The organism is Nocardia africana NBRC 100379, assembly GCF_001612635.1.
GTDB lineage: Bacteria > Actinomycetota > Actinomycetes > Mycobacteriales > Mycobacteriaceae > Nocardia > Nocardia africana.
Genome location: NZ_BDAV01000020.1, coordinates 91,081 through 112,803 on the forward strand (window position 1 = coordinate 91,081; position 21,723 = coordinate 112,803).

23 protein-coding genes are annotated in these 21,723 nt (G+C 67.0%); 7 read left to right on the plus strand and 16 right to left on the minus strand.

What is annotated here, in order from left to right; translation table 11 throughout:
- Positions 1–319: 319 nt before the first annotated feature.
- The 3 genes from NA3_RS30565 (at position 320) to NA3_RS38880 (ending at position 5,316) form a co-directional block, all read left to right on the plus strand.
- Positions 320–3,205, plus strand: a complete 2,886-nt coding sequence (locus NA3_RS30565; protein WP_227995159.1) for an ATP-binding protein — start codon at positions 320–322, stop codon at positions 3,203–3,205.
- Positions 3,206–3,267: 62 nt separating this feature from the next.
- Positions 3,268–4,704 carry an FAD-binding oxidoreductase gene (locus tag NA3_RS30570; protein WP_063917830.1) on the plus strand — a complete coding sequence of 479 codons (1,437 nt, stop codon included), beginning with the start codon at positions 3,268–3,270 and terminating at the stop codon, positions 4,702–4,704.
- Positions 4,705–4,884: 180 nt separating this feature from the next.
- Positions 4,885–5,316: a hypothetical protein gene (locus tag NA3_RS38880; protein WP_063917824.1), complete on the plus strand. Its 432-nt coding sequence runs from the start codon at positions 4,885–4,887 to the stop codon at positions 5,314–5,316.
- A gap of 40 nt (positions 5,317–5,356) precedes the next feature.
- Here NA3_RS38880 and NA3_RS37215 read toward each other — a convergent pair whose 3' ends face one another.
- Complete coding sequence (locus NA3_RS37215; RefSeq protein ID WP_157126608.1) at positions 5,357–5,494, minus strand: Rv1535 domain-containing protein; 138 nt, start codon at positions 5,492–5,494, stop codon at positions 5,357–5,359.
- Positions 5,495–5,557: 63 nt separating this feature from the next.
- Between NA3_RS37215 and NA3_RS30580 the strand changes: the two genes are divergently transcribed.
- Positions 5,558–5,824, plus strand: coding sequence for a hypothetical protein (locus NA3_RS30580; protein WP_128145304.1), 267 nt, complete (start codon positions 5,558–5,560; stop codon positions 5,822–5,824).
- Positions 5,825–5,899: 75 nt separating this feature from the next.
- Here NA3_RS30580 and NA3_RS30585 read toward each other — a convergent pair whose 3' ends face one another.
- Entirely contained in the window at positions 5,900–6,649 is a 750-nt protein-coding gene (locus NA3_RS30585) for a 2-phosphosulfolactate phosphatase (protein WP_218021919.1), read from the minus strand.
- Positions 6,650–6,732: 83 nt separating this feature from the next.
- On the minus strand, positions 6,733–7,425 hold the full coding sequence (locus tag NA3_RS30590; protein WP_062967559.1) for a TetR/AcrR family transcriptional regulator: 693 nt from the start codon (positions 7,423–7,425) through the stop codon (positions 6,733–6,735).
- A gap of 94 nt (positions 7,426–7,519) precedes the next feature.
- Here NA3_RS30590 and NA3_RS30595 point away from each other — a divergent pair, with 94 nt between their 5' ends.
- Positions 7,520–7,975 carry an SRPBCC family protein gene (locus tag NA3_RS30595; protein ID WP_062967561.1) on the plus strand — a complete coding sequence of 152 codons (456 nt, stop codon included), beginning with the start codon at positions 7,520–7,522 and terminating at the stop codon, positions 7,973–7,975.
- Here the strand turns inward: NA3_RS30595 and NA3_RS30600 are convergent.
- Genes NA3_RS30600 through NA3_RS30610 form a run of 3 tightly spaced genes read right to left on the minus strand, consistent with a single transcriptional unit; the run spans position 7,966 to position 9,568 of the window.
- On the minus strand, positions 7,966–8,643 hold the full coding sequence (locus NA3_RS30600) for a GNAT family N-acetyltransferase (protein ID WP_062967563.1): 678 nt from the start codon (positions 8,641–8,643) through the stop codon (positions 7,966–7,968). The genes NA3_RS30595 and NA3_RS30600 overlap by 10 nt on opposite strands.
- Positions 8,644–8,697: 54 nt before the next feature.
- Positions 8,698–9,234: an SRPBCC family protein gene (locus NA3_RS30605; protein ID WP_062967565.1), complete on the minus strand. Its 537-nt coding sequence runs from the start codon at positions 9,232–9,234 to the stop codon at positions 8,698–8,700.
- Positions 9,227–9,568 carry an ArsR/SmtB family transcription factor gene (locus NA3_RS30610; protein WP_062967567.1) on the minus strand — a complete coding sequence of 114 codons (342 nt, stop codon included), beginning with the start codon at positions 9,566–9,568 and terminating at the stop codon, positions 9,227–9,229. Before NA3_RS30610 ends, NA3_RS30605 begins: the two co-directional genes overlap by 8 nt.
- An 89-nt stretch (positions 9,569–9,657) precedes the next feature.
- Between NA3_RS30610 and NA3_RS30615 the strand changes: the two genes are divergently transcribed.
- Together NA3_RS30615 and NA3_RS37220 are read left to right on the plus strand one after the other, a co-directional pair.
- Positions 9,658–10,149 (plus strand): SRPBCC family protein, encoded by a 492-nt coding sequence (locus NA3_RS30615; RefSeq protein WP_062967569.1) that lies wholly within the window; start codon positions 9,658–9,660, stop codon positions 10,147–10,149.
- A gap of 134 nt (positions 10,150–10,283) precedes the next feature.
- Complete coding sequence (locus tag NA3_RS37220; protein WP_128145305.1) at positions 10,284–10,493, plus strand: hypothetical protein; 210 nt, start codon at positions 10,284–10,286, stop codon at positions 10,491–10,493.
- Between the two features lie 319 nt (positions 10,494–10,812).
- Here NA3_RS37220 and NA3_RS30620 read toward each other — a convergent pair whose 3' ends face one another.
- The 10 genes from NA3_RS30620 to NA3_RS30665 form a co-directional block, all read right to left on the minus strand.
- A complete protein-coding gene (locus NA3_RS30620; RefSeq protein WP_062967571.1) occupies positions 10,813–12,183 on the minus strand; it encodes an FAD-binding oxidoreductase in 1,371 nt (456 codons plus the stop codon).
- Positions 12,184–12,188: 5 nt separating this feature from the next.
- Positions 12,189–12,530 (minus strand): putative quinol monooxygenase, encoded by a 342-nt coding sequence (locus NA3_RS30625; RefSeq protein WP_062967673.1) that lies wholly within the window; start codon positions 12,528–12,530, stop codon positions 12,189–12,191.
- A gap of 123 nt (positions 12,531–12,653) precedes the next feature.
- A complete protein-coding gene (gene groL / locus NA3_RS30630; RefSeq protein ID WP_062967573.1) occupies positions 12,654–14,303 on the minus strand; it encodes a chaperonin GroEL in 1,650 nt (549 codons plus the stop codon).
- A gap of 42 nt (positions 14,304–14,345) precedes the next feature.
- Positions 14,346–15,371, minus strand: a complete 1,026-nt coding sequence (locus NA3_RS30635) for an NAD(P)-dependent alcohol dehydrogenase (protein WP_062967575.1) — start codon at positions 15,369–15,371, stop codon at positions 14,346–14,348.
- Positions 15,368–16,111 (minus strand): iron-sulfur cluster assembly protein, encoded by a 744-nt coding sequence (locus tag NA3_RS30640; protein ID WP_062967577.1) that lies wholly within the window; start codon positions 16,109–16,111, stop codon positions 15,368–15,370. Before NA3_RS30640 ends, NA3_RS30635 begins: the two co-directional genes overlap by 4 nt.
- Entirely contained in the window at positions 16,108–17,136 is a 1,029-nt protein-coding gene (locus NA3_RS30645; protein WP_062967579.1) for an amidohydrolase family protein, read from the minus strand. Before NA3_RS30645 ends, NA3_RS30640 begins: the two co-directional genes overlap by 4 nt.
- A 178-nt stretch (positions 17,137–17,314) precedes the next feature.
- On the minus strand, positions 17,315–17,656 hold the full coding sequence (mimD, locus tag NA3_RS30650; RefSeq protein WP_062967581.1) for a propane 2-monooxygenase effector subunit MimD: 342 nt from the start codon (positions 17,654–17,656) through the stop codon (positions 17,315–17,317).
- The gene (locus NA3_RS30655) at positions 17,653–18,759 is read right to left on the minus strand and encodes an aromatic/alkene monooxygenase hydroxylase subunit beta (RefSeq protein WP_062967583.1); all 1,107 of its coding nucleotides are present in this window, start codon (positions 18,757–18,759) and stop codon (positions 17,653–17,655) included. The genes mimD and NA3_RS30655 overlap by 4 nt, the downstream gene beginning before the upstream one ends.
- A 48-nt stretch (positions 18,760–18,807) precedes the next feature.
- Positions 18,808–19,851, minus strand: coding sequence for a 2Fe-2S iron-sulfur cluster-binding protein (locus tag NA3_RS30660; protein ID WP_062967585.1), 1,044 nt, complete (start codon positions 19,849–19,851; stop codon positions 18,808–18,810).
- 83 nt (positions 19,852–19,934) lie between these two features.
- Positions 19,935–21,569: a ferritin family protein gene (locus NA3_RS30665; protein ID WP_062967587.1), complete on the minus strand. Its 1,635-nt coding sequence runs from the start codon at positions 21,567–21,569 to the stop codon at positions 19,935–19,937.
- Positions 21,570–21,723: the final 154 nt, after the last annotated feature.

Here is a 21,723-nt window from a genome sequence, read left to right on the forward strand (position 1 = left end):
AGGTTGAGGCACACGGAAAGCCACTGAATCTGCGTCGCCTGGGCAGCGGTGTCGCTGGTCGTCGGCGAATCGGCCGCGGGCGTTGCGGCCGAGGCGATCGCGGGGGCGGCGACGCCCAAGGTCAACGTAGTGACAGCCGTCGCGACGGCAAGACCAATCCTTCGAGACATGGCAATTCTTTCGCAGGAGTCGGGACTACCACTCCCCGATTCTCCGCCCGGCGCCGCATCGACCACAAGTGATGGTCCGATGACCTCGATCGTGGTGTCGACGCGGTGCCGGGTTAGATTGCCGGGCGACAGCTGTAGTGAGGTGACTCGTGGGCGATCCCCCGGACAAGGACAATTCGAGCGGCGCGCAGGTGCGGCTGCGGGTACTGGGTGGGCTGGCGGCCACCGTGGACGGGCGACCGGTCGATCTCGGGGGCTTGCGGCAGCGGACACTGCTGGCGGCGTTGATCACCGCGTTCCCGCACGAGGTGTCCGCCGACCGGCTGCTCGAGCAGGTGTGGCACGACGCCGGTGATCCATCGGTGAACTCGCTGCATTTCGGAATCTCGACCCTGCGTAACCGGCTCGAGCCCGACCGCCGCCGCGGCGCCGGTGGCGTGATCACCCGGTGCGGCACCCGATACCTGCTGGATCTGCCCGCGGACCGGATCGACGCGCATCGATTCGCGCAGCACGTCGCGACGGCCGAATCCGCCTGCGCCACAGGAGATCTCGATGCAGGGCTGAAAGCATACGAAGCCGCGCTGGCGGATTGGCGGGGTGCGCCGTACGCGGATGTGGCCGACGTGGAATTCGTGCGCCCCGAGATCACCCGACTGACCACGCTCGAACTACGCGCACGAAAGGCGCTGGTGCAGTTGCGACTCGACACCGGTCGCGCCGACGCCGCGCTGGCCGACGCCGAGGACCTGGTGTCGGCGCATCCGCTCGACGAGCGGGTATGGGAGTTGCTGGCGCTGGCCCGCTACCGGGCGGGACGGCAGTCCGACGCCCTTGCCGCCCTGCGGGATATCCGCCGCCTGCTCGACACCGAACTCGGCATCGAGCCCGGTGTCCGGCTGCGTGAACTGGAGACCGCGATCCTGCGTCACGACGAGGATCTGCTCTCCGGCTCCGCGAAGCAGACGACGGCCGTCCCGGGCACGGTGGCGTCGGCCCCGCCGATGCCGGTGCCACGCACCCGGTTGATCGGTCGCAGCGGCGAACTCGAGGACATCGGCCGCGCCGTGCGCACCCAGCGGCTGGTGACGCTCGTCGGCACCGGCGGCGTCGGCAAGACCCGGCTGGCCCTCGAAACCTGCCGGCGACTACCGGCCGGCGACGGGCCGTGGTGGGTCGATCTGGCACCGGTCGAATCCGACGAGCTCGTCGCCGCCACCGTGGCCGCGGCGATGCAGGTTCGCGGTGCGGCATCGCCGGATCGGCTCGCCGCCGTCCTCGCCACACGGGAATGCACACTGTTGCTGGACAATTGCGAACATCTGCTCGACGGGGTCGCCGCCGTCGTGAGCGTCCTGCTGAGCCGCTGCCCGCACATCCGGATTCTGGCCACGAGCCGGGAGGCGCTGGCGGTCGACGGCGAACGCGTCGTCGAGGTCCTGCCGCTGGACGAGGCCGACGCCGTCGAACTGTTCGCCACGCGGGCAGCGGGTGTGGTCGACGGCTGGACGCTCGACGAGCGGGTGCGCGAACCGGTGCGACGGATCTGCGCCGACCTCGACGGCATTCCGCTCGCGGTGGAACTGGCCGCCGCGCAATTGCGAATTCTGTCCGAACAGCAGATCGCCGACGGGCTGGCCGACCGGTTCACCCTGCTGGCGGGCGGCGCGCGCACGGCACCGGCCCGCCAGCGCCGGCTGGCCGACACCATCGACTGGAGCTATCGCATGCTCGCCCCGGGAGAAGCGCGGCTGCTGCGTGAGATCGCCGTCTTCGCCGGCAGTTTCGACATCGACGCCGCGGCCGCTGTGCACGGGGCGCCCTCGCCGCTGGCGGTCCTCGAAACATTGACGGGTCTGGTCCGCCGATCGCTGCTGCGAGTTCAGCCGGCGTCGTCGCCGCGCCGGTACCGGATGTTGCAGTCGATCCGCGAATTCGCCCTCGCCCGTTGCGAAACCGACGAGCTGAGGCGGGCGCGGGCGGCGCATCGGCGCTGCGTGCTGGAGCGAGCGCAACGCGCCGCCCCCCATCTGCGCGACGCGCGGTCGGCACAGATGCTCGATGCGCTGAGTGTCGATGTCGCCGAGCACCGCAGCGCGATCGCCTCCGCCTTCGCGGACGGCGATCCGGGCTACGTGTTGCGGCTGGCGGCAGCTCTCTACTGGTTCTGGTACCGGCGCGGATTCATCGAGGAGGGCATCGAGGCGATCACGGGCGCCCTCGCCGCGACCGGACGTCCGGGAGACCAGGTCGACGCGACGACGCTGGCGTCCGCCCTGGCAGGTCTCGGCGGTCTGTACTACTTGTCCGGCGATCCGGTCCGCGGCGCGGAAGCGACCGAGCGGGCCGCCCGGGTGGCGACGGATGCGGGCGACGACGCCACCGCGGCATGGATGCGGACCTGGACCACCTACATGCACGCCGTGGTCGCGGCGTCGCCCGCGACGGCGGCCGCGGCCCGTGCCGCCGTCGCCGAGGTGAGTGCGGCAGCTCACCCGTGGCAGCTGGCCGAGGCGCTCATGATCGAGGGCATGATCCTGCGGTTCGTGAACCGCCTCGACGCGGCACGGGAAGCGCTGCGTGCGGCGGTGTCGGTCGCGGAACGGTGCGGGCACCGCTGGCCGGTCGCCTCCGCGTCGTGGACGCTGGCTCGATGCGCGATGGACACGGGCGACATGACCGATGCTCGCACGGCCTTGCGCACCATGCAGACCGCGCTGGAAACCGACGGCGACGTCACCTCGTGGCTGGTGATGGTGCATCTGGCCGCCGCGATCGCCGCGCGCAGCGGCCGTGCCGGCGACGGCGCCCGCCTGCTGGGGGCCGTGCGGGCCCTGGGCGGGCGGATCGGATTCCTCCCGGAGGCGATGGATCCGATGGACGCGCCCCGCGAGGCCGCCGCGGTCCGGACGGCGCTGCCGGAGTCGGATTTCGACACCGGGCTGGCGGCCGGCGCGGCTATGACACGCGCCGAAGTGAACGCGCTGGTGAGCGCGGTGGGCGCCGAGTCGTCGAGGGCGCTGAGCGGGAGCTAAGTTCGCGCTAAGTGTGGCGCGGTCTGCTGAAGACGTTCAGCATCAACGACTTCAGGAGTCACATGTCCAGCGTCTTCGACCCGCCCGCGCCGACCGGAACCGGGCGGCAACCACTGACCGGCGCTGTCCTCGCCGAGCGCCTGCGCGCGGCGGTCGCCGGTCGGGTCCACACACCCGGCGAGGACGGATACCGCCTGGCGGCAACCGGGTTCAATGTCGCGACCGAGCACCGGGCGGCGGCCGTCGTGGTGGCCGCCGGGGCCGCGGATGTCGCGGCCGCCGTGAGCGTCGCGAACGCCGCCGGGTACACGGTCGCGGTACAGGCCACCGGGCACGGGGCCAGCCCCACGCCGCCGAACAGCATTCTCATCGACACCGCGCTCCTGGACGCCATAGCGATAGATCCCGAAGGGCGCACCGCGACGATCGGCGCGGGTGTGCGCTGGCAGCAGGTCCTCGATGCGGCCGCCCCCTTCGGTCTCGCCCCGCTGGCGGGCTCCTCGACGAGTGTGGGTGCGGTCGGTTACACCCTCGGTGGCGGTCTGGGCCCGATCGCGCGGACCTACGGCTTCGCCGCCGACCATGTCACCGCCATGGAGGTGGTGACCGCCGATGCGGCGCTGCGCCGGGTCACGCCCGAGGCCGAGCCCGACCTGTTCCGGGCGCTGCTCGGTGGCGGCGCGGCCTTCGGAATCGTCACGCAGATGACCTTCCGGCTGTTCCCGATCCGCACCCTGTACGCCGGCGGCCTCACCTACCGGATGGACGACGCGGCGAAGGTGCTACGAGCCTGGCGGTCGTGGGCGGCGACCGTGCCGGAGACGGTGACCAGTTCGGTGGCTGTCCTGAATTTGCCGCCGCTGCCGGAGATTCCGGAGCCGCTGCGCGGTGCGACGGTGCTGCATGTGCGCTACGCCCATGTCGGCGACGCTGCCGAGGGTGCCGCGCTGCTGGAGCCGCTGCGGTCGGTGGCATCACCGCTGCTGGACACGATCGCCGACATGCCGTACGCGGCCCTCGCGTCCATCCACAACGACCCGGTCGATCCCATGCCGGCTGCCGATCGGTCCACCCTGCTGCGCGAACTGCCCGACGCGGCCATCGACGCGCTGCTGGAGGCCGCCGGTCCCGCGCGCGGACTGCCGATCACCATGACCGAGATCCGCGCCCTCGGTGGCGCACTCGCGCGAGAGTCGCTGACGCCCACCACGGTCGCGGGCAGGCAGGCCGCCTTCAACGTCCTCGCGGTCGGGGTGCTGGCGCCGCCGATCGCGGCGGCGGTCCCCGCGGCCCTGGACACCGTGATCGATGCCCTGTCCGCGTGGAGTCTCGGCGCGGCCACACCGAACTTCACCCGCGATCCGCACAATCGCAGCGCCGCCGAAACCATGGCGGCCTGGACCGCCGACCAGCGCGACCGACTGGTCGAGGCGCGGCGCCGCTACGACCCGGCCGGCGTGTTCGACCCGGCCGCTCGCTGGACCATGCCCTGCCGCTGACCTCCGACGGGGCCGCGGGATCCGGAAAGACCTGCCACTGATCGAAAGATCACGAGGGGTGCGGCAGGTCGTTCCGGGTCCATGTTTCATCTCGGTCGCTGATCCCGGAGCGACCCCGCGCCACGGGTAGACTGCAGCTTGCTCGCAGATGTCCAACAGGTGAACTCAAAGGGAGTGACGATGGACCTTCTCGAGGGTGGGGTAAAAGCGATTTCGTGGACGGCCGATGCGACCACATCCGCGGCCGGGGCGGTGGGCGGCGCCGCGGTGAACGGTGTTCTGGGGGGTATGCAGGGCGTCATGTCCGGGGTGCGGAGCGGACTGAGCAGCGGTAGCCATTCGACGCCGGCCGCCGCGCTCACGCTGGCCGCGATCGGAGCCACGGGAGTCGTGGACTGGCCTGTACTCCTGGGCGTGGGCGGCACCGCACTGGTCATACGAAAGCTCACCTCGCACCCGAACCAGCACTCGGCATCCGCTACCGATGGTTCCGCGGCGCGTCACGAGCAGCAGGCACACGGTGATCGACCGGCCCTCTCCGGCAACGAAGGGGGGAAGACGACCGCCGAGGAGGCCGCGACCGGGTCGCCGCACGCATCCAGCAAGGCTTAGCCTCTCGCCGGTGTCGCCTCACGGCGTAGCGTGGGGGCGATCAGCGCGATGATCCGCCGACGACGTCGATGACTCCCAGGCGCCATAACGCCGCGTACAACTCGCGCAGCGGAACGCTCAGCACCTGCGTCAGCGCACCCGTCAACGGATCCGGGCCACCTACATCAGCTGTCCTCACAACGGACAGTGTGGCGAACCCAGGCGTCGAGACCCCGAATATCGCATGACCGGGAGGCAACATATGGCCGACAACTCGCATACCAGCCACCGGAACGCGGTCGACAAGGTCATGGCCGCGCACAGTTTCTCGGTGGAACTTCCTGTGCTCGGCCGAGTACCGATTCCCCGTCCCGAACAGTTGGCCTACTACGGCGCACTCGGCGCCCTCGCCGCCGCGGAGATCATCGAGTGGCCCGTCGCGCTGGTACTGGCCGGCGGGCATTGGCTTGCCGAGAACCAACACAACCGGGTGGCCCACGAGATCGGCGAGGCCCTCGAAGACGCCTGACCACATCGGGCCGTCGCCGCCACGAGGTGCCCGCGCCGAGCCGCGCCCGGACCGCCGACCACTGATCGAACGCGCCTACCCGCCGTAGATTCCGTCGACGAGCACAGGCACGGCCGTACTGGCGTTCCACTGCGCCGCGAGCCGAACATCGCGCGCCAGCCCGCCGCCGGTCAGTTCCCGGCCGGACACCGCCTCGCCCAGGACAGCGGGCAATTCATCGCTGGCGGCGCGAAATCCGATGGCGGCGAGCCGGGCCTCCGGTGAGCCGCCGGCATTGCGCGCGAGAAGTGCGGCGGCGATCGCGCCCGCCCCCAGGTAGTCCTCGAGACTGGGACGCAGCGGCCCGTCCACGATCCCCCACCGCTCGCCCGCCGGGATGATCCCGACAGGTCGATCACCGGCCGCGGCGATCGCTGCCGTCGCGACCGCATCGGCATTGCGGAGCGAGCCGGCGAAGACGGTGAGATCGAATTCGCCGGCCCGGGCCGACAGCGTCGCGCCGTTCGGCGACGGCAGCGCCAGCACCGTGCCCGCCGGAAGTTCCAGCAGCGGCGAGGGACTCAGCGACCACCCACCCTCATGCTTGGCAGCAGCAAGCACCGCCCCGGCCCGCTCGGCCGCGACAGCAGCGCGGGGATCCGCGTGCCGCAGCGGTAACGGCAATATCCGCCCGCCCCGCGATACCGCTATGTCGACCGAGGTCGAGAAGGAGAGGACATCGACGATGATCAACGCCCCGCACTCCGGGCCGAGCTGCTCGACCCCCTCCCTGCCCCACTCGAGACGAATGCGATAGCCCTGCTGCCGGAAGATGCCTGCGTTCACCCACCGATAGTGCACTCACGTCCGCCGATTCCGGTGGGCGGCCTCGAGTTGTATTCGAGCACATACGCTTTCGACCAACTCCTTCATTCGCGCGATGCTTCGGGCATTCCTCGCGTCGCGCAAGCTGGATCGTGTTCGCCGCCCGGCCGGCTCGCGCGGCGGCAGATCAGGCCCTGCAGTTGGATGGCCAGCAATTCCCGGACCGCACCGGTGGTCTCGACGGGGAACGTCGGCTGGTTCGACCATGCCGATACCGCGGTGACAACGGCGTGGAAACCCGCGACCAGGTAGGCCTGGTCGCGGGCGCGCAGCTCGATGCCGAGGGCGGCGGTGAGGATGCGGGACAGCTCGGCCTGGTTGTGACGCCCTTGTTCGCGGCACCGCTCGCGTGCCGCCTCCGGCATCGGGTACTGCAGCAATTCCGCCGAGGCGGCGATGAGCCGCGCGAGGATCGGCCGCTCGGCGAGGGCGTCGGCGACGATCGCCGCCACTTCATCGACATCGAGCGGTCCATGATGCTCGCGGATCCTCGCTTCGAGTTGCGGAGTCCATGATCGGTACTCCGCGTCCATGAGGTCGAGCAACAGCGCCTCGCGAGAACCGAAGTACCGCAACACGTTCGAGGCAGCCAAGTTCGCTTCGCGGGAAATCGCCCCCAAGGACAGCGATGTCACGTCGACAGTGACCAGCAGTGCGCGCGCGGCCTGCAAGATCGCGTGGACCCGCTCGGCACGCTGTGCGTCGGTCCGCGCTCGCTGGAAACTTTCGCCGGTCATCGCGCCTCTCCTGCCCCGAGTACCTGATCGATCTCCCAAATAATAGAACATCCTTCTGTTATATTTCCGAAGGCTTACACCGAGAGGAGCCGCCATGCTCGGCAGAACGTTCACATACCGGTTGGATCGCCGCGGGCCCGCCACCCCGGAGGCGATGTTCGATCTGATCCGCGATGCCGAGAGCTGGCCCCGATGGGCCGGACCGCTGATCACCCACGCGACCTGGCGCGACGGCCACACCGGCGTCGGCGACGACATCGTCGGGCGCGTGCGGATGATGGGCACGCCGCGATTCCGGACGCCCGAGCAGATCACCATCGACGATCGCCCGCGCGTGCACGCCTACCGCATACTCACCCGCTGGCCGGTGCGCGACTACCACGCACGGGTCGAGTTCACGCCCCACGACGACGGCACCACGACGGTGCGATGGTCGGGCGAGTTCGTCGAACGCATCCCGGGCACCGGATGGCTGTGGAAGCGATTCCTGCTGCGGTTCCTCGGCAACCTGGCCGACAACCTCCTCGTCGCGGCTGCCGATCACGCATAACGCTCGACGTGCCCGACGGTGACGAAGCCGAGGCGCCGATAGATCCCTTCTCCGTCCGGCGAGGCGGTGAGTACGACCCGCCGAGCACCCGAGTCGAGGGCCAGCGCCAGGGCATGCCGAGTGAGCGCGGTCCCGATGCCTTCTCCACGATGATCGGCCCGGGTCACGATGTGCTCGAGCGACGCGCCCGCGGCGCAGGTCACGACGGCGGCACAGCCGAGCACCTCGCCGCCTTCACGCCAGAGCAGGTAGCGCGTGGACCCGCGATCCATACCTTGGCGTAGACCGGTCACGAGGTCGTCGACATCGATCGCGCCCGACCAGACTCGCGCCCACTCGGCGAGGCCACGGTCGTCGGCCACGTCCTCGATGGGTTCCGGCCGTCCGAGCCCCCGGCGCACGCCCCGATCAGGATCGGCGAGCATCATCAGCGGTTCGGTTTCGAACCGCTCGAGTCCCCGGCGGCGCAGCAGCTCCGGAATCTCCGGCGCATCGACGTCCGGCCAGAAATGCCAGCACGCCGGTACGCCGTCGAACAGCGTGCGCAACTGCTCGATCTCGTGCGGGATCGCACCGCTCAGCCGGAGAACGCCATTCAGTTCCTCACTGGGCGCGCCGGTGTGGAACCAGCTCGACCGCGCACCACCGCTCCACCGGTTCGCTCGCACCAGATGCGTTGCGACAAAGGTGGTTACGCCTCGTGGTGCCCGCGGTTGCCGAGATCAGCGGTCATCCGGCGATTCCGAGCGGAACAGCGATTCGTATTCTGCGCGAAGGGATTCGAACTTCGGCCGGAACGGATCGGGTGCGGACGCCGCGAGCCTGGCGCCCAGGATGTCCAGGTGGGTGTGCCAGCCTGCCGCGATATCGAGGATCTCGTCGCGGGTCGGGAGCCGGCGGTGGGTGACGGTCAGACGGACCTTGTCGGCGACCCGTTCGAGCGCGAAGGTCACGTCCGAGTCGGCGAGGCCGCCGCCCGTGCTCCAGGTGTGGCGCAGCAGATGCGGAGGATCCCATTCGAGCACCTCACCATGCCTGCGGTCGGCTACCGCGGCGGGATCGCCTTCGCCGGTGAGTTCGTGGATGCGGAAGATGTGTTCGACCCGGCCGCCGGTGACCTGTTCGAGCAGCCCGCCGGCCAGCCAGGTCGCGCGTTTGTCGATATCGGTCAGATACGCCCAGACCCGTTCGATCGGCCCCGGCAACAGCCGTTCGATACGGACCGTGCCCGGTTCGATGACCTCCCCGTAGTCACTCATCTCGCGAATCCTCCTGCCGCAGTGCGGCTTCCAAAGCGTCGAGACTCTCGTCCCAGAAACGCTCGTAGAAGTTCACCCATTCGGCGCAATCTCGCAGCGGGCGCGGATCGAGCCGGCACAGATGCGTGCGCCCGCGCACGCTGCGTCGCACCAGCCCGGCCCGCTCGAGCACCTTGATGTGTTTGGACGCGGCCGCGAGCGAGATGTCGTACGGCGCGGCCAGCTCCCCGACGCTGCATTGACGCCGCGCCAGCGTGCGCAGCATCGAGCGGCGCGTGGAGTCCGACAGCGCGTGGAACACCACGTCGAGCCGTTCCGAAGAATTCTCAACCACATGGTTGACTATTCCGTCTCCACACACCTACTGTCAACCCATCGGTTGAATATCGCGGCCGATTCACCCACCCCTTCAGGGAGTAACCCATGACCGAACCGCACTTCACGACTTCCTTCGCCACCGACCGGAGTCCCGAGACAGCCTTCGCCGCCGTGCTCGACGTGCGTGGCTGGTGGTCGAAAGCTCTCACCGGACGCAGCGAAAAGCCCGGAGACGTCTTCACTTACGAGGTTCCGGGCGTACATCGCGCCACGATCGAGGTCACCGAGGTCGTCCCCCACGACCGCGTCGTCTGGCGCGTCCTCGATGCCCGACTCACCCTCGTCGACGACCACACCGAATGGAACGGCACCGAAATCCGTTTCGAGATCGCCCGCCGCGCCGGCACCACCGAACTCCGCTTCACCCACGTCGGCCTCACCCCGGCGTTCGAATGCTTCGACGTCTGCCGCAAAGGCTGGTCGTTCTACATCGACACGAGCCTGCGCGACCTGATCACCACCGGCACCGGCCAACCCGACGAGGACCCGCAAGCACTCGCCCTGGCGAACGGGAATGCCGAGGCGACTCCGCACTGAACGTCGACACGACGCCACGGCACCCCGGGGTCGACGACGGCTGCCGCCGCACCGAGGCGGCAGCCGAAACTCGATGCGGCACTGGACGTTCGGTCGTCGGCCGTCGTTCCGACTCAGGCGGAGACCCGAGCCGTGTGTTGTCCGACGTCCACCTGCCCGGCGACCTCACCGTCCACGTGACCGTCAGGACCGGTGAAGCGGTGTTCGATACCAGTTTCTGTCTCGAAATGAAACACCCGCCCGTTCCGGCACCTATTAATGTCGAAATCACCTCTCGAGCGGTGAAGGAAAATAACGTCGTCGCCCCTCCGTCAACGATGCCGGTGCGGTTCACAAAGAAGTGAACCCGAGGGGCCGACAAACTATCTCGAATGCAACCGAGTACGACCGGGAATTGCCATGGGAAAACAATCGGATCGGCAGTGTTCCGAGCGCCCGAGCGGGCCTGCACGCGTCCTCGACCGACGACGGCGAGAGGTCCTCAACTATTTCGGGTCGTGTCCGCAATGCGGTTACCCGGCGCAGGCATTCCTGGTCGCGACATATTACGCGGACGGGAAAACCCGTGTGACCACCGACGGCTCGTGCGCACTTCCCTGCGGATGGTCGGGCCCGATAGAGGTTACGAAGATGACCACCGGAACCACCTCGGTATGAGCGGGGTCATATCGCACGCCCGGGATTCAAAATCCCTTTCGGATCGAAGGCGTGCTTGATCTGCCGCATCACATCGAGTTCGACCGCGCCGACCATAGGTTCGAGATACCGGCGCTTGAGTTCGCCCACTCCGTGCTCGCCCGTTATCGAACCGCCCAGCGCCAGACAGCGGTTCATCATGTCGTCGAAGGCGCTGTAGGCCCTGGCGGTTGCGTCCGGATCCGTGGCGTCGAACACGATGGTCGGATGGAGGTTGCCGTCGGCGGCGTGGCCGAACGTACCGATCAGAAGGTGATAGCGCTCGGCGATCCACGCGATGGCGTCGATCATCTCCGGAAGCCGCATCACGGGCACGGCGAGATCGTCCAGCAGAGTGCTGCCGTAGCGCTGCAGGGCGGGCAGCGCGACGCGGCGGGCCTCCATGAGCGCGTCGCCTTCCGCGGGGTCCGTGGTCACGTAAACCTCCCGGGCGCCCACGCCGCGGCATCCCTGTTCGCAGCGTTCGGCCTCGATCTCGGCGGCCGGGCCGTCACACCGGATCAGCAACAGCGCACCGGCGGTGTCGTCGATTCCCATGCGAGTCATCGCGTCGACAGCCACGATGGTCGCGTTGTCCATCATCTCCACGACGCTCGGCTCCGCGACGGCCCGGATCGCCACCACCGCCGCGACGGCGTCGACGACCGAGGAGAACACCGAGACGACCGTGGCCGATTGCACCGGCTTGGGTCGCAACCGCATCGTGGCCTCGACGATCACCGCCAGAGTGCCCTCGGATCCGACCAGGAGCTGCGTCAGGTTGAGTCCTGCCACGTTCTTGCTGGTGGCCGCTCCGGTGTGGATGATTCGGCCGTCGGGCAGGACCGCTTTGATCCGTGCGACGTGATCGGCGGTGACGCCGTACCTCGCACAGCAGGCGCCACCGGCATTCGTGGCCAGATTGCCGCCGATGGTGCAGGATGCGCGGCTGCCCGGATCGGGGACATACCACAGGCCCAGCTTTTCCGCGGCCGCTGCCAGATCGCCGTTCACCACCCCCGGCTCGACCGTGGCCGTACGCGCTTGTTCATCGATATGAAGTATTCGATCGAACCGTTCGGTGCTCAGAACGATGCCGCCGTCGAGCGCGTTGCTGCCCCCGGCCAATCCGGTGCCGGCCCCCCGGGTCACGACCGGAACACCGTAGCGGTTCGCCGTGGTCAGCGTGGCGACCACATGATCGGTCGTGCGCGCACGCACCACAGCGATCGGATCTCCGGCGCGCGACAGCAACGAGTGGTCGCGCAGGTAGCCGATCATCGTCTGCCGGTCGGTCACGACAGCGTCGCCGAGCGACGCTGTCAATTCCGCAATCGGCCCGGTCAACGTCCCGGTCATTCGTTCTACCTGTTCCCGGACTGTTCCGCGATGTCGAGCTCGCCCATTCGGGCCCAATCGTTTTCGGGAATCTGCATATGCAGAATGCGCGGCGTCTCACGCAACGCGGGTCGCATCGATTCCAGTCCCTTGCGGAAATGGGCGGAATCGACATGGTCCGATCCGGCTTGTTCGTCGCGGAATGCTTCGACCAGAACGAACTCGGACGGGTCGTCCACATTCCGATGCCATTCGAACCACAGATTTCCCGGCTCGGCCCGGGTGGCCTTCGTGAATTCCTCCGTGCGGGACAGCCAGTTGTCGATATTTTCCGGACGAACCTGGAACTTCACCACAATGAAAATCATCAGCATTCCTTCTCCCGGCCGAAATCCGGCCGGACGGCGAACAGCGGCATGTCGCCGGCTTCACTTCCGGTCACCACCTCGATCTGCGGGGGCGAGGTGGTGACCGGTCGTCGTCACCGGCGCTCAGTAGATGTTGGACGGGCGGACCATGCCTTCGGCGAGGTCACCGAACCCCGGCGCCACGATGGCGCCCGGGTTGTAGAGCGTCTCCTCGACGATCGCGGTCTCGGTGGTGATGAGAAGTGCCGCAATCGACGCCGCGCTTTCCAAGGCGGCGCGGGTGACCTTGAACGGATCGATCACGCCGTCGTCGAACATGTCTCCGTAGGTTCCGGTCAGCGCGTTGAAGCCGTGCCCGATCGGCAGCCCGGCAACGACTTCGACGATCTCGTCACCGTCGAAACCGGCATTGATCGCGATCCACCGCAGCGGTTCGGCCAGCGCGCGGCCGACGACGTCGCGGCCGATCGCCTCGTCGGCGGGCAGATCCAGACCGGCCAGGGTGCGACGCGACTGCGCGAGCGCGGTGCCGCCGCCGGCGACGATGCCCGCCTCGACAGCGGCGCGAGTGGCCGCGAGGGCATCCTCGACTCGGAGCATCCGTTCCTTGAGTTCGACGCTCGTCGCCCCTCCGACCCGGATGACGGCGACCCGCCCGGTGAGGCGGGCGATGCGCAGTTCGAGACTGTCCCGGTCGGCATCGATCTTGGCCCGCTCGAGCTGGGCCTCGAGCTGGGCGATGCGGGCATGCAGCCGGCTGCCGTCACCGTGGGCGCCCACAATGGTCGTCTCGTTCTCGGTGACAGTGATCCGATCGCAGGAGCCGAGGTGTTCGGCCGTGATCTCCGACAATTCGATGCCGGTGTCCTTGGCGACGACGTGCCCGCCCAGGGCGACCGCCAGATCCTCGAGTTCGGCGACGCGCCGATGGCCGAAGCCGGGTGCGCGAACCACCACCGATTGCATCGTCTTGTGCATATTGCCGCCGACGAGCAGCTGGAGCGCGGGGCCGTCGACGTCCTCGGCCAGCACGACGAGCGGTCGATCGGCCCGCTTGGCCACCTCGATGCTCGGCATGATGTCTTGGACCTGGGTGATCTTCTTGTTGGTCAGCAGGATCAGCGGATCGATGTGTACCGCCTCCATCCGCTCCGGGTCGGTGACCATGTATCCGGAGGTGTAGCCATGGTCGAACTCGATGCCGTCGACGATGTCCACCGACAGGCCGAGTCCGTCGCTTTCCACCGTCGTGACGACGCCCGACCGGCCGACGTAGTCGACGGCCTGGGCGATGACTCGGCCGATCGCCTCGTCGTCACTGGCGGCGAGCGTCGCGATCCGTTGCAGATCGCTCGGACCGCCGACTTCGGCAACCTGACTGTGCAGCGAGTCCACGACCGCGGTCACCGCACGCTCGATGCCGCGGCGCACCCGCATGGGATTGGCTCCGGAGTCGACAGCCTGCAGACCCTCACGGACCATCGCCTGCGCCAGCACGGTCGCCGTTGTCGTTCCGTCCCCCACGGTGCCGTTGGTCTTCATCGCGACTTCTTTGACCAGTTGCGCGCCCATATTCGCGAACGGGTCGCGCAGCTGTATCTCACGCGCGATGGTGACGCCGTCGTTGGTGATCGTCGGCGGTCCGGTGAGTTTCTCGAGCACCGCGTTGCGACCCTTGGGCCCCAGGGTCACTTTGACCGCGTCCGCGAGGGCGTTGACGCCGTGCTCGAGCCGCGACCGGGCGTCCTTGTTGTAGCGCAGCTCCTTGGCCATGGCTGATCTTCCTTTCCTGATTTCCGCGAGCGAAGAGCCGCCCTACGGGACGAGAATCGCCCGGCCTCGTACGCGTCCGGCGTCGAGATCGTCGAGTGCCTGCTGGAAGCTCTCGAGCGGGTACGTGGTGGTGTGCAACGTGACCTTGCCCTGAGCGGCGAGGGTCATCAGCTCCTGCAGATCGTTGTAGGAGCCCACGAGATTTCCGATGAAGTTGATCTCGGTCGAGATCACGTCGATCGTCGCGACATCGATGTTCTCGCCGTACCCGACCACGTAGTAATTGCCGGCGCGGCGCAGCATCGCGACGCCTTCCCTGGTGGTGCCGCCCTCACCGACGAAGTCGACCACCGCCTCGGCACCGTGTCCGCCGGTGAGATCGAGTACCTGCCGAACCTGGGTGCCGTCTGCGACGATGCCTCGGTCGGCGCCGATCCTGACCGCAAGGTCGACCGCCTCGGGATTGCGGTCCACGACGACGACGGTGACCGCGGAAATCGCCTTCAGCACCTGGATTCCGATGTGACCGAGGCCGCCGGCGCCGATCACCACGCACACATCACCCGGGCGTGTGGACGTCGCCACCTTGGCGACGGCGTGGTAGGCGGTCAGACCCGCGTCGGCGAGGGCGGCGACGTCGGCAGGCTGGAGGGAGTCGTCGATCCGGACCACGCTGCGGGCGGTGGTGCGCAGGTATTCCGCGTAACCGCCGTCGACGTCGATCCCGGGGAATGCGCTGTTCTCACAGTGCACGTCGTCGCCGAAGCGGCACGCGCGGCAGAGTCCACAGGTGATCAACGGGTGCAGGATGACCTTGTCGCCCACGGCCACATTGGTGACGGCATCGCCGACCGCGTGCACCCATCCCGCGTTCTCGTGTCCGATCGTGTACGGCAACCGGACTCCGCTCTTGTCCTCCCACTGTCCTTCGAGGATGTGCAGATCGGTACGGCATACACCGGCACCGCCGATGCGCACGATCACGTCGAGCGGCCCCTGGATCTTCGGTTCGGGGACTTCGGTGAGTTGCAGCTTGGTGTGGTATCCCACCACCTGCACGGCTTTCATCGCGGGCTCCTTGTTCTCAGGTCTTCGATTCGCGGTGTGGTGCCGACCGATTCGCTGTCGGCGTAGCGGGTCGCGAGCAGTCCGCGGCAGAAGTGGGCATTGCCCTCGATCGAGATGCGCACGGATTTCGCGAATCTGAGCCGCCTCGGCACGTCATCGGACGGGATGGGTCTGCCGTGCTCGTCGACCACCACCCGCCCGGCCGGGCAGACGCTCAGTCCGATGCGTGTGCGCCGCCGCAGCAAGGCCGCCTTGTCCGGTCCCGGTGCCAGGTCGGCCAGGGTGAGGTGGTGAATCTCGTTGACACTCAGCCCGGTTCGCCGCATGTGTGCTTCCACGCACCGTTCCATCGCGGCGGCGTGTGCCTTCACCAGAAACGTCCTGCGCAGCTCGTAGAGGCTGTCCTCCGCCTCGGGTCCGAAGGTGCCGACGTAGCCGGCGTCGGCGGCCAAGCCCGCGTTGATCTTGTCGCTGTCGTGATGGTCGTCCAACATCACCCGCACCTCACCGGCTCCCTCGACCATCCGGAGGGCATCGAGCGCGTCGGCCGCCATCAGATAGGCGAAGTTGGGTGAGCAGAACGCGGTGGGAAGGCGTAGGTGAACGGCGACACCGCGGTCGTCGATGGTGAGCGAGCGAACGAACCCCAGATCGGTGATCGGCTCGTCGAGTTCCGGGTCGACTACCGTCGAGAGCGCATCGAGCAGATCCCGTTCGGTGCAGGCGACGGTCGTGGTCATGACAACACGCTCTCCGGCTCACGCAACCCGGGCTCCGGATGCTGCAGGTCCAACTCGGCCGGCACCTCGATGTCGTACAGAGCGGCCGCGTTGAGCCCCAGAATCTTCTTTTTCTGCTCGACGGTGATCGGCGGGTAGTCGGTCTGCATGTCCTCGGGGATCTGGAAGTCCACGAATTGCTCGATCAACCACTTGGGAGTCCACAGGGCGTAGTCGCTGCCGAACAGAATCTTGTCCTCCTTGATCCAATACAGCAGCTCACCGATGATCTGGGCGAAGTAGCGAGGGCGGGTGTGGATGAACGGCAGCGCCACCGCGAGTCCGCCGTAGACATTGGATTCCTGAGTACCGATCCAGCAGAAGTCCTCGAGCCGCGGCAGCCCGACATGCTCGACGACGAAGTTGAGCTCGAGGTAGTCGGTGGCCACCTTGTCCACATCGGACACGTCGAACGCGTCGCGGTCGAGTGGCCGGATAGTGGGGCCCTTGTGAACGTGAATGTTCTTGATACCCAACGAAATGCACTCTTCGAGGTAGCGACGCGACCAGCGGTCGTCGAGTTTGTAGCCGCGGGAGTCGCCGTACCACTCGGCGGTGTAGAGCTTGACGCCCTGCAAATTCATCCGCTCGGCGTCACGGCGCAGCTGGTCGAGTCCGGCTTCGCCGTAGCGCGGGTCGTAGGCGTGGTTGTAGGTCAGTTTTCCGGGATGCTTGGCGACCAGCGCGAGCGCTTCCTCGGTCTGCCCGAATCCGTTGCGGTAGAAGTCGCTGAGCAGCGTCGCCTGGAAAATCGCGTGGTCGACGTATCCCTCGCCGAAAATGTCGCGCTCGAAGCGTTCGCTGCCGTAGTAGGTGTAGGTGTCGTAGTCCCACACGGCCTCCGCGGGACTGAGATTCTTGTGATAGTCGTAGAAGCAGTCGATGAACTCCCTGCCGTGCACGTTCTTGTGATTGGACTCGCGGCCGTCCCAGATATGGACGTGACCATCGACGATGAAGTACTTCTCGCCGTTCTTCTCATACATGGCGGATGCTCCGGTTTCTTCTGTTGATCACTGCAGGTGAATGCCGGTCGATCACCGGCTGAGGACGACCTCGAGGCGGACGAACGGTGAACCGAGGCCGCAGGCGGTGGGGACGTCGCCGGCGCCGCCGGGCAGGTACGACGGCGCCGGCGAGCGGCCGGGCTGCGCCCCGGCGCCGCTACTGCACGGTGAGGTCGAAGCCGATGTACTCGGCGGCGTCCTCCGGGCTCGCGAACAGCAAGGTCTTGTCGTCGAGGTGAACCATCCGGCCGTAGTGGGTGGAACTGATCTCCTCGAAGATCGAACCGTCGAATTCCTCGCCGAGCGCTTCGCTGAGTTCGGCGTAGTCGAAGTCCAGCAACCGCTGACCGTCGACCCGGATCATCGACGGGTACTCGGTGAGCTCCACACCGTCCTTGGCGCCCATCACTTCGGCGACGACGCGGCCGATCGGGGTGTTCATCAACGTGACACCGCACATATTGGAGAACTCGGTGGACGATCCGAATTGCATGCTCACTTCTTCAACTCCTTGGGAACGTCGAGGTCGATGTCCTCGAGCAGCGAACAGAACTTGGCGATGGCGGCGTCCATGCTGGTGGCGAAGGTGACCGCCTGCTGAGCGGGTTGCGACCAGATCGGCTGCAACGCCCGTGCGGCCGCGAGGCAACGCGGAACCCAGGTTTCGAGCCAGGTGCCGAACAGTTCCTTGTTCGCGGCGCCGTATTCCGGATCACGGGTGAGCAACCGGAACAGGTTGCGGGTGTAGGCGAGATCGCGGTCGTAGTCGTGCTCGCCGGTGCCGACGATGGTCGGAGTGATGTAGTCGCCGTTGCCCGCGGCGATCTGCATGACCAGCTCACTGCGGAACAGGGTGCCGACCAGCTGCTCGAAAACGACGTTGGAGCCGAACAGCAGCTCACACCAGTCCGGCACCGCGGTCAGCCGCTCGACGACCTCGCGGGTGGGTTGCCATTCGGGCGCGGATTGCCACACCTGCTTGTGCAGTGAGCCGTCGAAGTCGACGCCGGCCTCGGACAAGTCCAAATTGAACAGCGCCAGGTCCTGAGCGAAACGCAGCTTGTGTGCGGCGTTCACCGCCACCGCGGTGTTGATCATGTTCGTCGGGCACGACCGCTGGATCGAGGTGAAAACATGCAGGGCCAGACCGTTCTCGGCATGCATCCAGGCGCCCAGGTTGCGGCTGACGAAGGTGAGCCACGGGGTGTTCCAGGCGTCGTAGACGCGGGCGCGCTTGGCGTTCGACAGGCACAACTCCACCTGGTGGACCACCTTGGAGTTGTTGCGATAGATCGTCTGGTCCCATTCCTCGTTCGGGTCGAGGAACGCGTGCCAGTTCGACGATCGCGCGGCCGTCCACTCCTTGGGGTATCCACCGGGGCCGTCGCCGAAGCCGTAGATCCAGCCCTGCGAGAGGTGGCGCTCGGGGTCGGGCTGCACGTCGACGGTCACGTCCTCGTACATCGTCGACCGCTTCTTGGCCGGCGTGTAGTAGGTGAAGGTGCGACTGCGGGAGCTCGGAAACTCCAGTGCGCCGGCCTCGGCATCGGTGAATTCGATTGTGGGAAAGCTACGTTGCTTGGTCCCTGTGCTTGTCGTCATCTCTTTCTCAGTTCTTGTCGATGTGGGGTGCTGTCGGTTCCTGCGGGACTAGTCGAAGGCGGGGCTGGTGAACTTGTCGTAGAAGATCTGGTCGTGCGGGGTACCGCCGGCCGCGAGCAGTTCCAGCGCCGCGTCGACCATCGGCGGCGGCCCGCACAGATAGACCTCGGTCCGGCCCAGATCCGCCTCCCGCCGGCCGACCACGTCGGTGACGTTGCCCTGTTCGACCTCGATGGAGCGCATGGGCTGCGGATCCATCGATTCCGACAGGCAGGCGACGAAGACGAAGTCGGTCAGAGTGCTGCCGAGTTCGCGAATTTCGTCGAGGTAGAACAGGTCCTCGGGAGTGCGGGCGCCGTAGTAGAAGTGCACCGGCCGGCTGTTGCCCGTCTCGTTCATGTGCCGCAGCAACGACAGCAGCGGCGCCATGCCCGCGCCGCCGCCGATGAAAACCAGCGGCAGGACGTGCCCGTCCTTGATCGTGAACGACCCGTAGGGTCCGGTCAGCGCGATCTCGTCGCCCACGCCGATCCCGTCGTCGAGCAGACCGGCGAACTTGCCGCCGGGATACTTCTTGATCAGGAATTCGACATGATCGGTTTCCGAGGCGGTGGTGGCCATGGAGAACGAGCGGTGTTCGTCGGTTCCGGGGATGTGCAGGTCGGAGTACTGACCGGGTTTGAACTCGTATCCGGCCGGTTCCACCGCTCGCAGTCGCAGCGACACGATGTCCCTGGTCTTCGGTTCGATCGCGACGACGCGGGTGCGCACATTCTGGATGGGCACACCACTGAGCAATTCGTCCTCGTCGAAATTCAGCAGTTCGATCGTGCAGTCGCTGTATGCCGTTGAGCGGCAGAGCAATACGTGCCCCTCGTCGACCTCCGCGTCGTTGCAGGCGAAGGTCGAGTAGTCGTCCATCTGGATGTCGCCGTCGAGGACGAACGACTTGCAGGCCGAGCACCGCCCCTCACGGCATCCGTGCATCAGATGGATTCCCTGCCGGAACGCGGCGTCGAGAATGTACTCGTCTTCACCGACTTCCATCTCGATGTCGACGGGCTCGAAGTTGATACGGTGTTTGTCGGCCACGGGGTGTCTCCTGGGCTGGTGAACGAATGGTGAGCCGGTGGGTGGCGCCGGATAGCGGCCGGCACCACCCACCGGGCCCGGAATCAGGCGGGAACGGCGCTACCGGCCCGGTACGCGGCGACGTGCGCCTCGCGTTCGGCGTCGGACATCTCGTTCAGCAGCACATTCGGACTCTGGAAGGTGTTGCCTCGCACGTCGTCGAGGGTCCACAGCTTCTTCGGGTCGTCCAGGTCGAGGTGCGGCTGGCCGACGAGGGTCCGACCGTCGTCGCGCACGTAGCCCAGATCGGAGACGATGTCGGCCAGATCCTTGCCGTGGTGCAAGGTCTCCCACTCCCGGAAACCGGTGAGCCGCCCCATATTCGGGGTCGGGCGACCGTCGTACTCGCCGCGGAAGGCGACCGCGTCGGTCCAGTAGCAGGTTTCCGAGCAGTAGGTCCGCCACTGGTCGTCCACCTTCTCCACGACCATGTCCTCACGGATGAGGGCGGGCACCATGCAGGTCCAGCAGCGGTGCGGGTACTGGTAGCCGACCTCCTCGAACGCGATCGGCTTGTTGCGGCCGGGGTAGGCCAGGCGGTTGTACTCTTCCCACCACTTGCCGTACTTCGAGTACCAGCCCGGGTACTTGTGCTCGAACCACTCGAAGTCCTTGTCGGTCATGGCGTCGATGCGCCAGTAGTTGACCGGCCAGCCGGTGGCGAAGAACCGGGCCACCTCGTGGACGTAGCCCTTGTCGACGATGCGCTTCCACGCCTCCTCCACCAGGTCGTGCGGAATCGTCAGGCCGTACTTCTCGAGCGGGATCAGGTAGCTGCGGTAGTAGTCGTCGTAGATCCAGCGCCGCCACATCTCGGCGTAGCTCTCGCGATCCTTGCGGCGGTCCTTGGTGCCGTACTCGATGAAGGTGCCGATGGCGGCATCGACCACACAGTGGTTGTTCCACCAGGCGTAGCGCAGATCTCGTTCGAGCAGCGGGCGGTTGCGCTCGTCGGCCAGCGCCATCAGCAGGATGGAGTAGCCGTTGGAGATGTGGCGCGATTCGTCGGACTGCACCGAGTGGAACACCGTCGGCAGCAAGTAGTCGCCGTTGGCGGCGGCCTCGTCGGGCATGGCGACGAAAAGCGTGTTGGTGAAAGCGGTTTCGGCGACGACGGTCAAGTAGATGTTGGCCGCGGTGATCGCGTCGCCGGTGATGAAGCCTTCACCGAACTGGCGGCCGATGGTGCCCGCGTAGTTGTTCGCGAACGCCTTTTCGGTCATATCGAACCCGGCGGGGTCGATGTAGTTGTTCATGTACAGCTTCTTGAGGTTCATCTGGATCGTCGAGTGCCGCACCTCGTCGATCATCTGCACCGCGAGACCATTGTGGATCTCGGGATTCGGCACCGCGTCGATCGCCATCGGCATCGCGCGCGCGGCCGAGATCTCGGGGAACGGAATGATCGACAGGAACAGCTTCTGCCATTCCAGCCACCGCTGCTGTACCTGGCGGAACATATTGCCGCGGATCGCGCCGTCCATCGCACCGTAGACGCGGTTGTCCTTCTCCTCCTCCATGGGGAAGTAGGACCGCATGATCTGCTTGAGGGGATCCTTCTTCGGAGCCTTCTCGAAGGTGTAATCGGTGCCGAAGCGCGTCGCCGGGGTCGCGAAGGTCGGTTCCCACGACAACTCCGTGATCTTCGCGTGGGCCTTCGTCAGGCTTTGCCTACTCAATGTTCGCCTCCTGGGTCACAACAGCCGGCCGGTATGCCGGCAGTGGGGGACGTTGCGAAATCCATTGCAGCCGAGAATGTCCGGCCGGAGCGTCTCAGTCTGAGACGAGGGTCACAGTGGCTGGGATCCCCGGAAACGCAGCTGTCCGGTGCCG

Excerpts from the sequence above, each read along its gene's own strand:
- NA3_RS30570 (WP_063917830.1), top strand. The coding sequence starts at position 3,268 with ATGTCCAGCGTCTTCGACCCGCCCGCGCCGACCGGAACCGGGCGGCAA.
- NA3_RS30645 (WP_062967579.1), bottom strand. The coding sequence starts at position 17,136 with ATGTATGAGAAGAACGGCGAGAAGTACTTCATCGTCGATGGTCACGTC.
- NA3_RS30615 (WP_062967569.1), top strand. The coding sequence starts at position 9,658 with ATGACCGAACCGCACTTCACGACTTCCTTCGCCACCGACCGGAGTCCC.
- NA3_RS38880 (WP_063917824.1), top strand. The coding sequence starts at position 4,885 with ATGGACCTTCTCGAGGGTGGGGTAAAAGCGATTTCGTGGACGGCCGAT.
- NA3_RS30590 (WP_062967559.1), bottom strand. The coding sequence starts at position 7,425 with ATGACCGGCGAAAGTTTCCAGCGAGCGCGGACCGACGCACAGCGTGCC.
- NA3_RS30655 (WP_062967583.1), bottom strand. The coding sequence starts at position 18,759 with ATGACGACAAGCACAGGGACCAAGCAACGTAGCTTTCCCACAATCGAA.
- NA3_RS30580 (WP_128145304.1), top strand. The coding sequence starts at position 5,558 with ATGGCCGACAACTCGCATACCAGCCACCGGAACGCGGTCGACAAGGTC.
- NA3_RS30625 (WP_062967673.1), bottom strand. The coding sequence starts at position 12,530 with ATGATTTTCATTGTGGTGAAGTTCCAGGTTCGTCCGGAAAATATCGAC.
- NA3_RS30640 (WP_062967577.1), bottom strand. The coding sequence starts at position 16,111 with ATGACCACGACCGTCGCCTGCACCGAACGGGATCTGCTCGATGCGCTC.
- NA3_RS30605 (WP_062967565.1), bottom strand. The coding sequence starts at position 9,234 with ATGAGTGACTACGGGGAGGTCATCGAACCGGGCACGGTCCGTATCGAA.
- NA3_RS30635 (WP_062967575.1), bottom strand. The coding sequence starts at position 15,371 with ATGAAAGCCGTGCAGGTGGTGGGATACCACACCAAGCTGCAACTCACC.
- NA3_RS30620 (WP_062967571.1), bottom strand. The coding sequence starts at position 12,183 with ATGACCGGGACGTTGACCGGGCCGATTGCGGAATTGACAGCGTCGCTC.
- NA3_RS30595 (WP_062967561.1), top strand. The coding sequence starts at position 7,520 with ATGCTCGGCAGAACGTTCACATACCGGTTGGATCGCCGCGGGCCCGCC.
- groL (WP_062967573.1), bottom strand. The coding sequence starts at position 14,303 with ATGGCCAAGGAGCTGCGCTACAACAAGGACGCCCGGTCGCGGCTCGAG.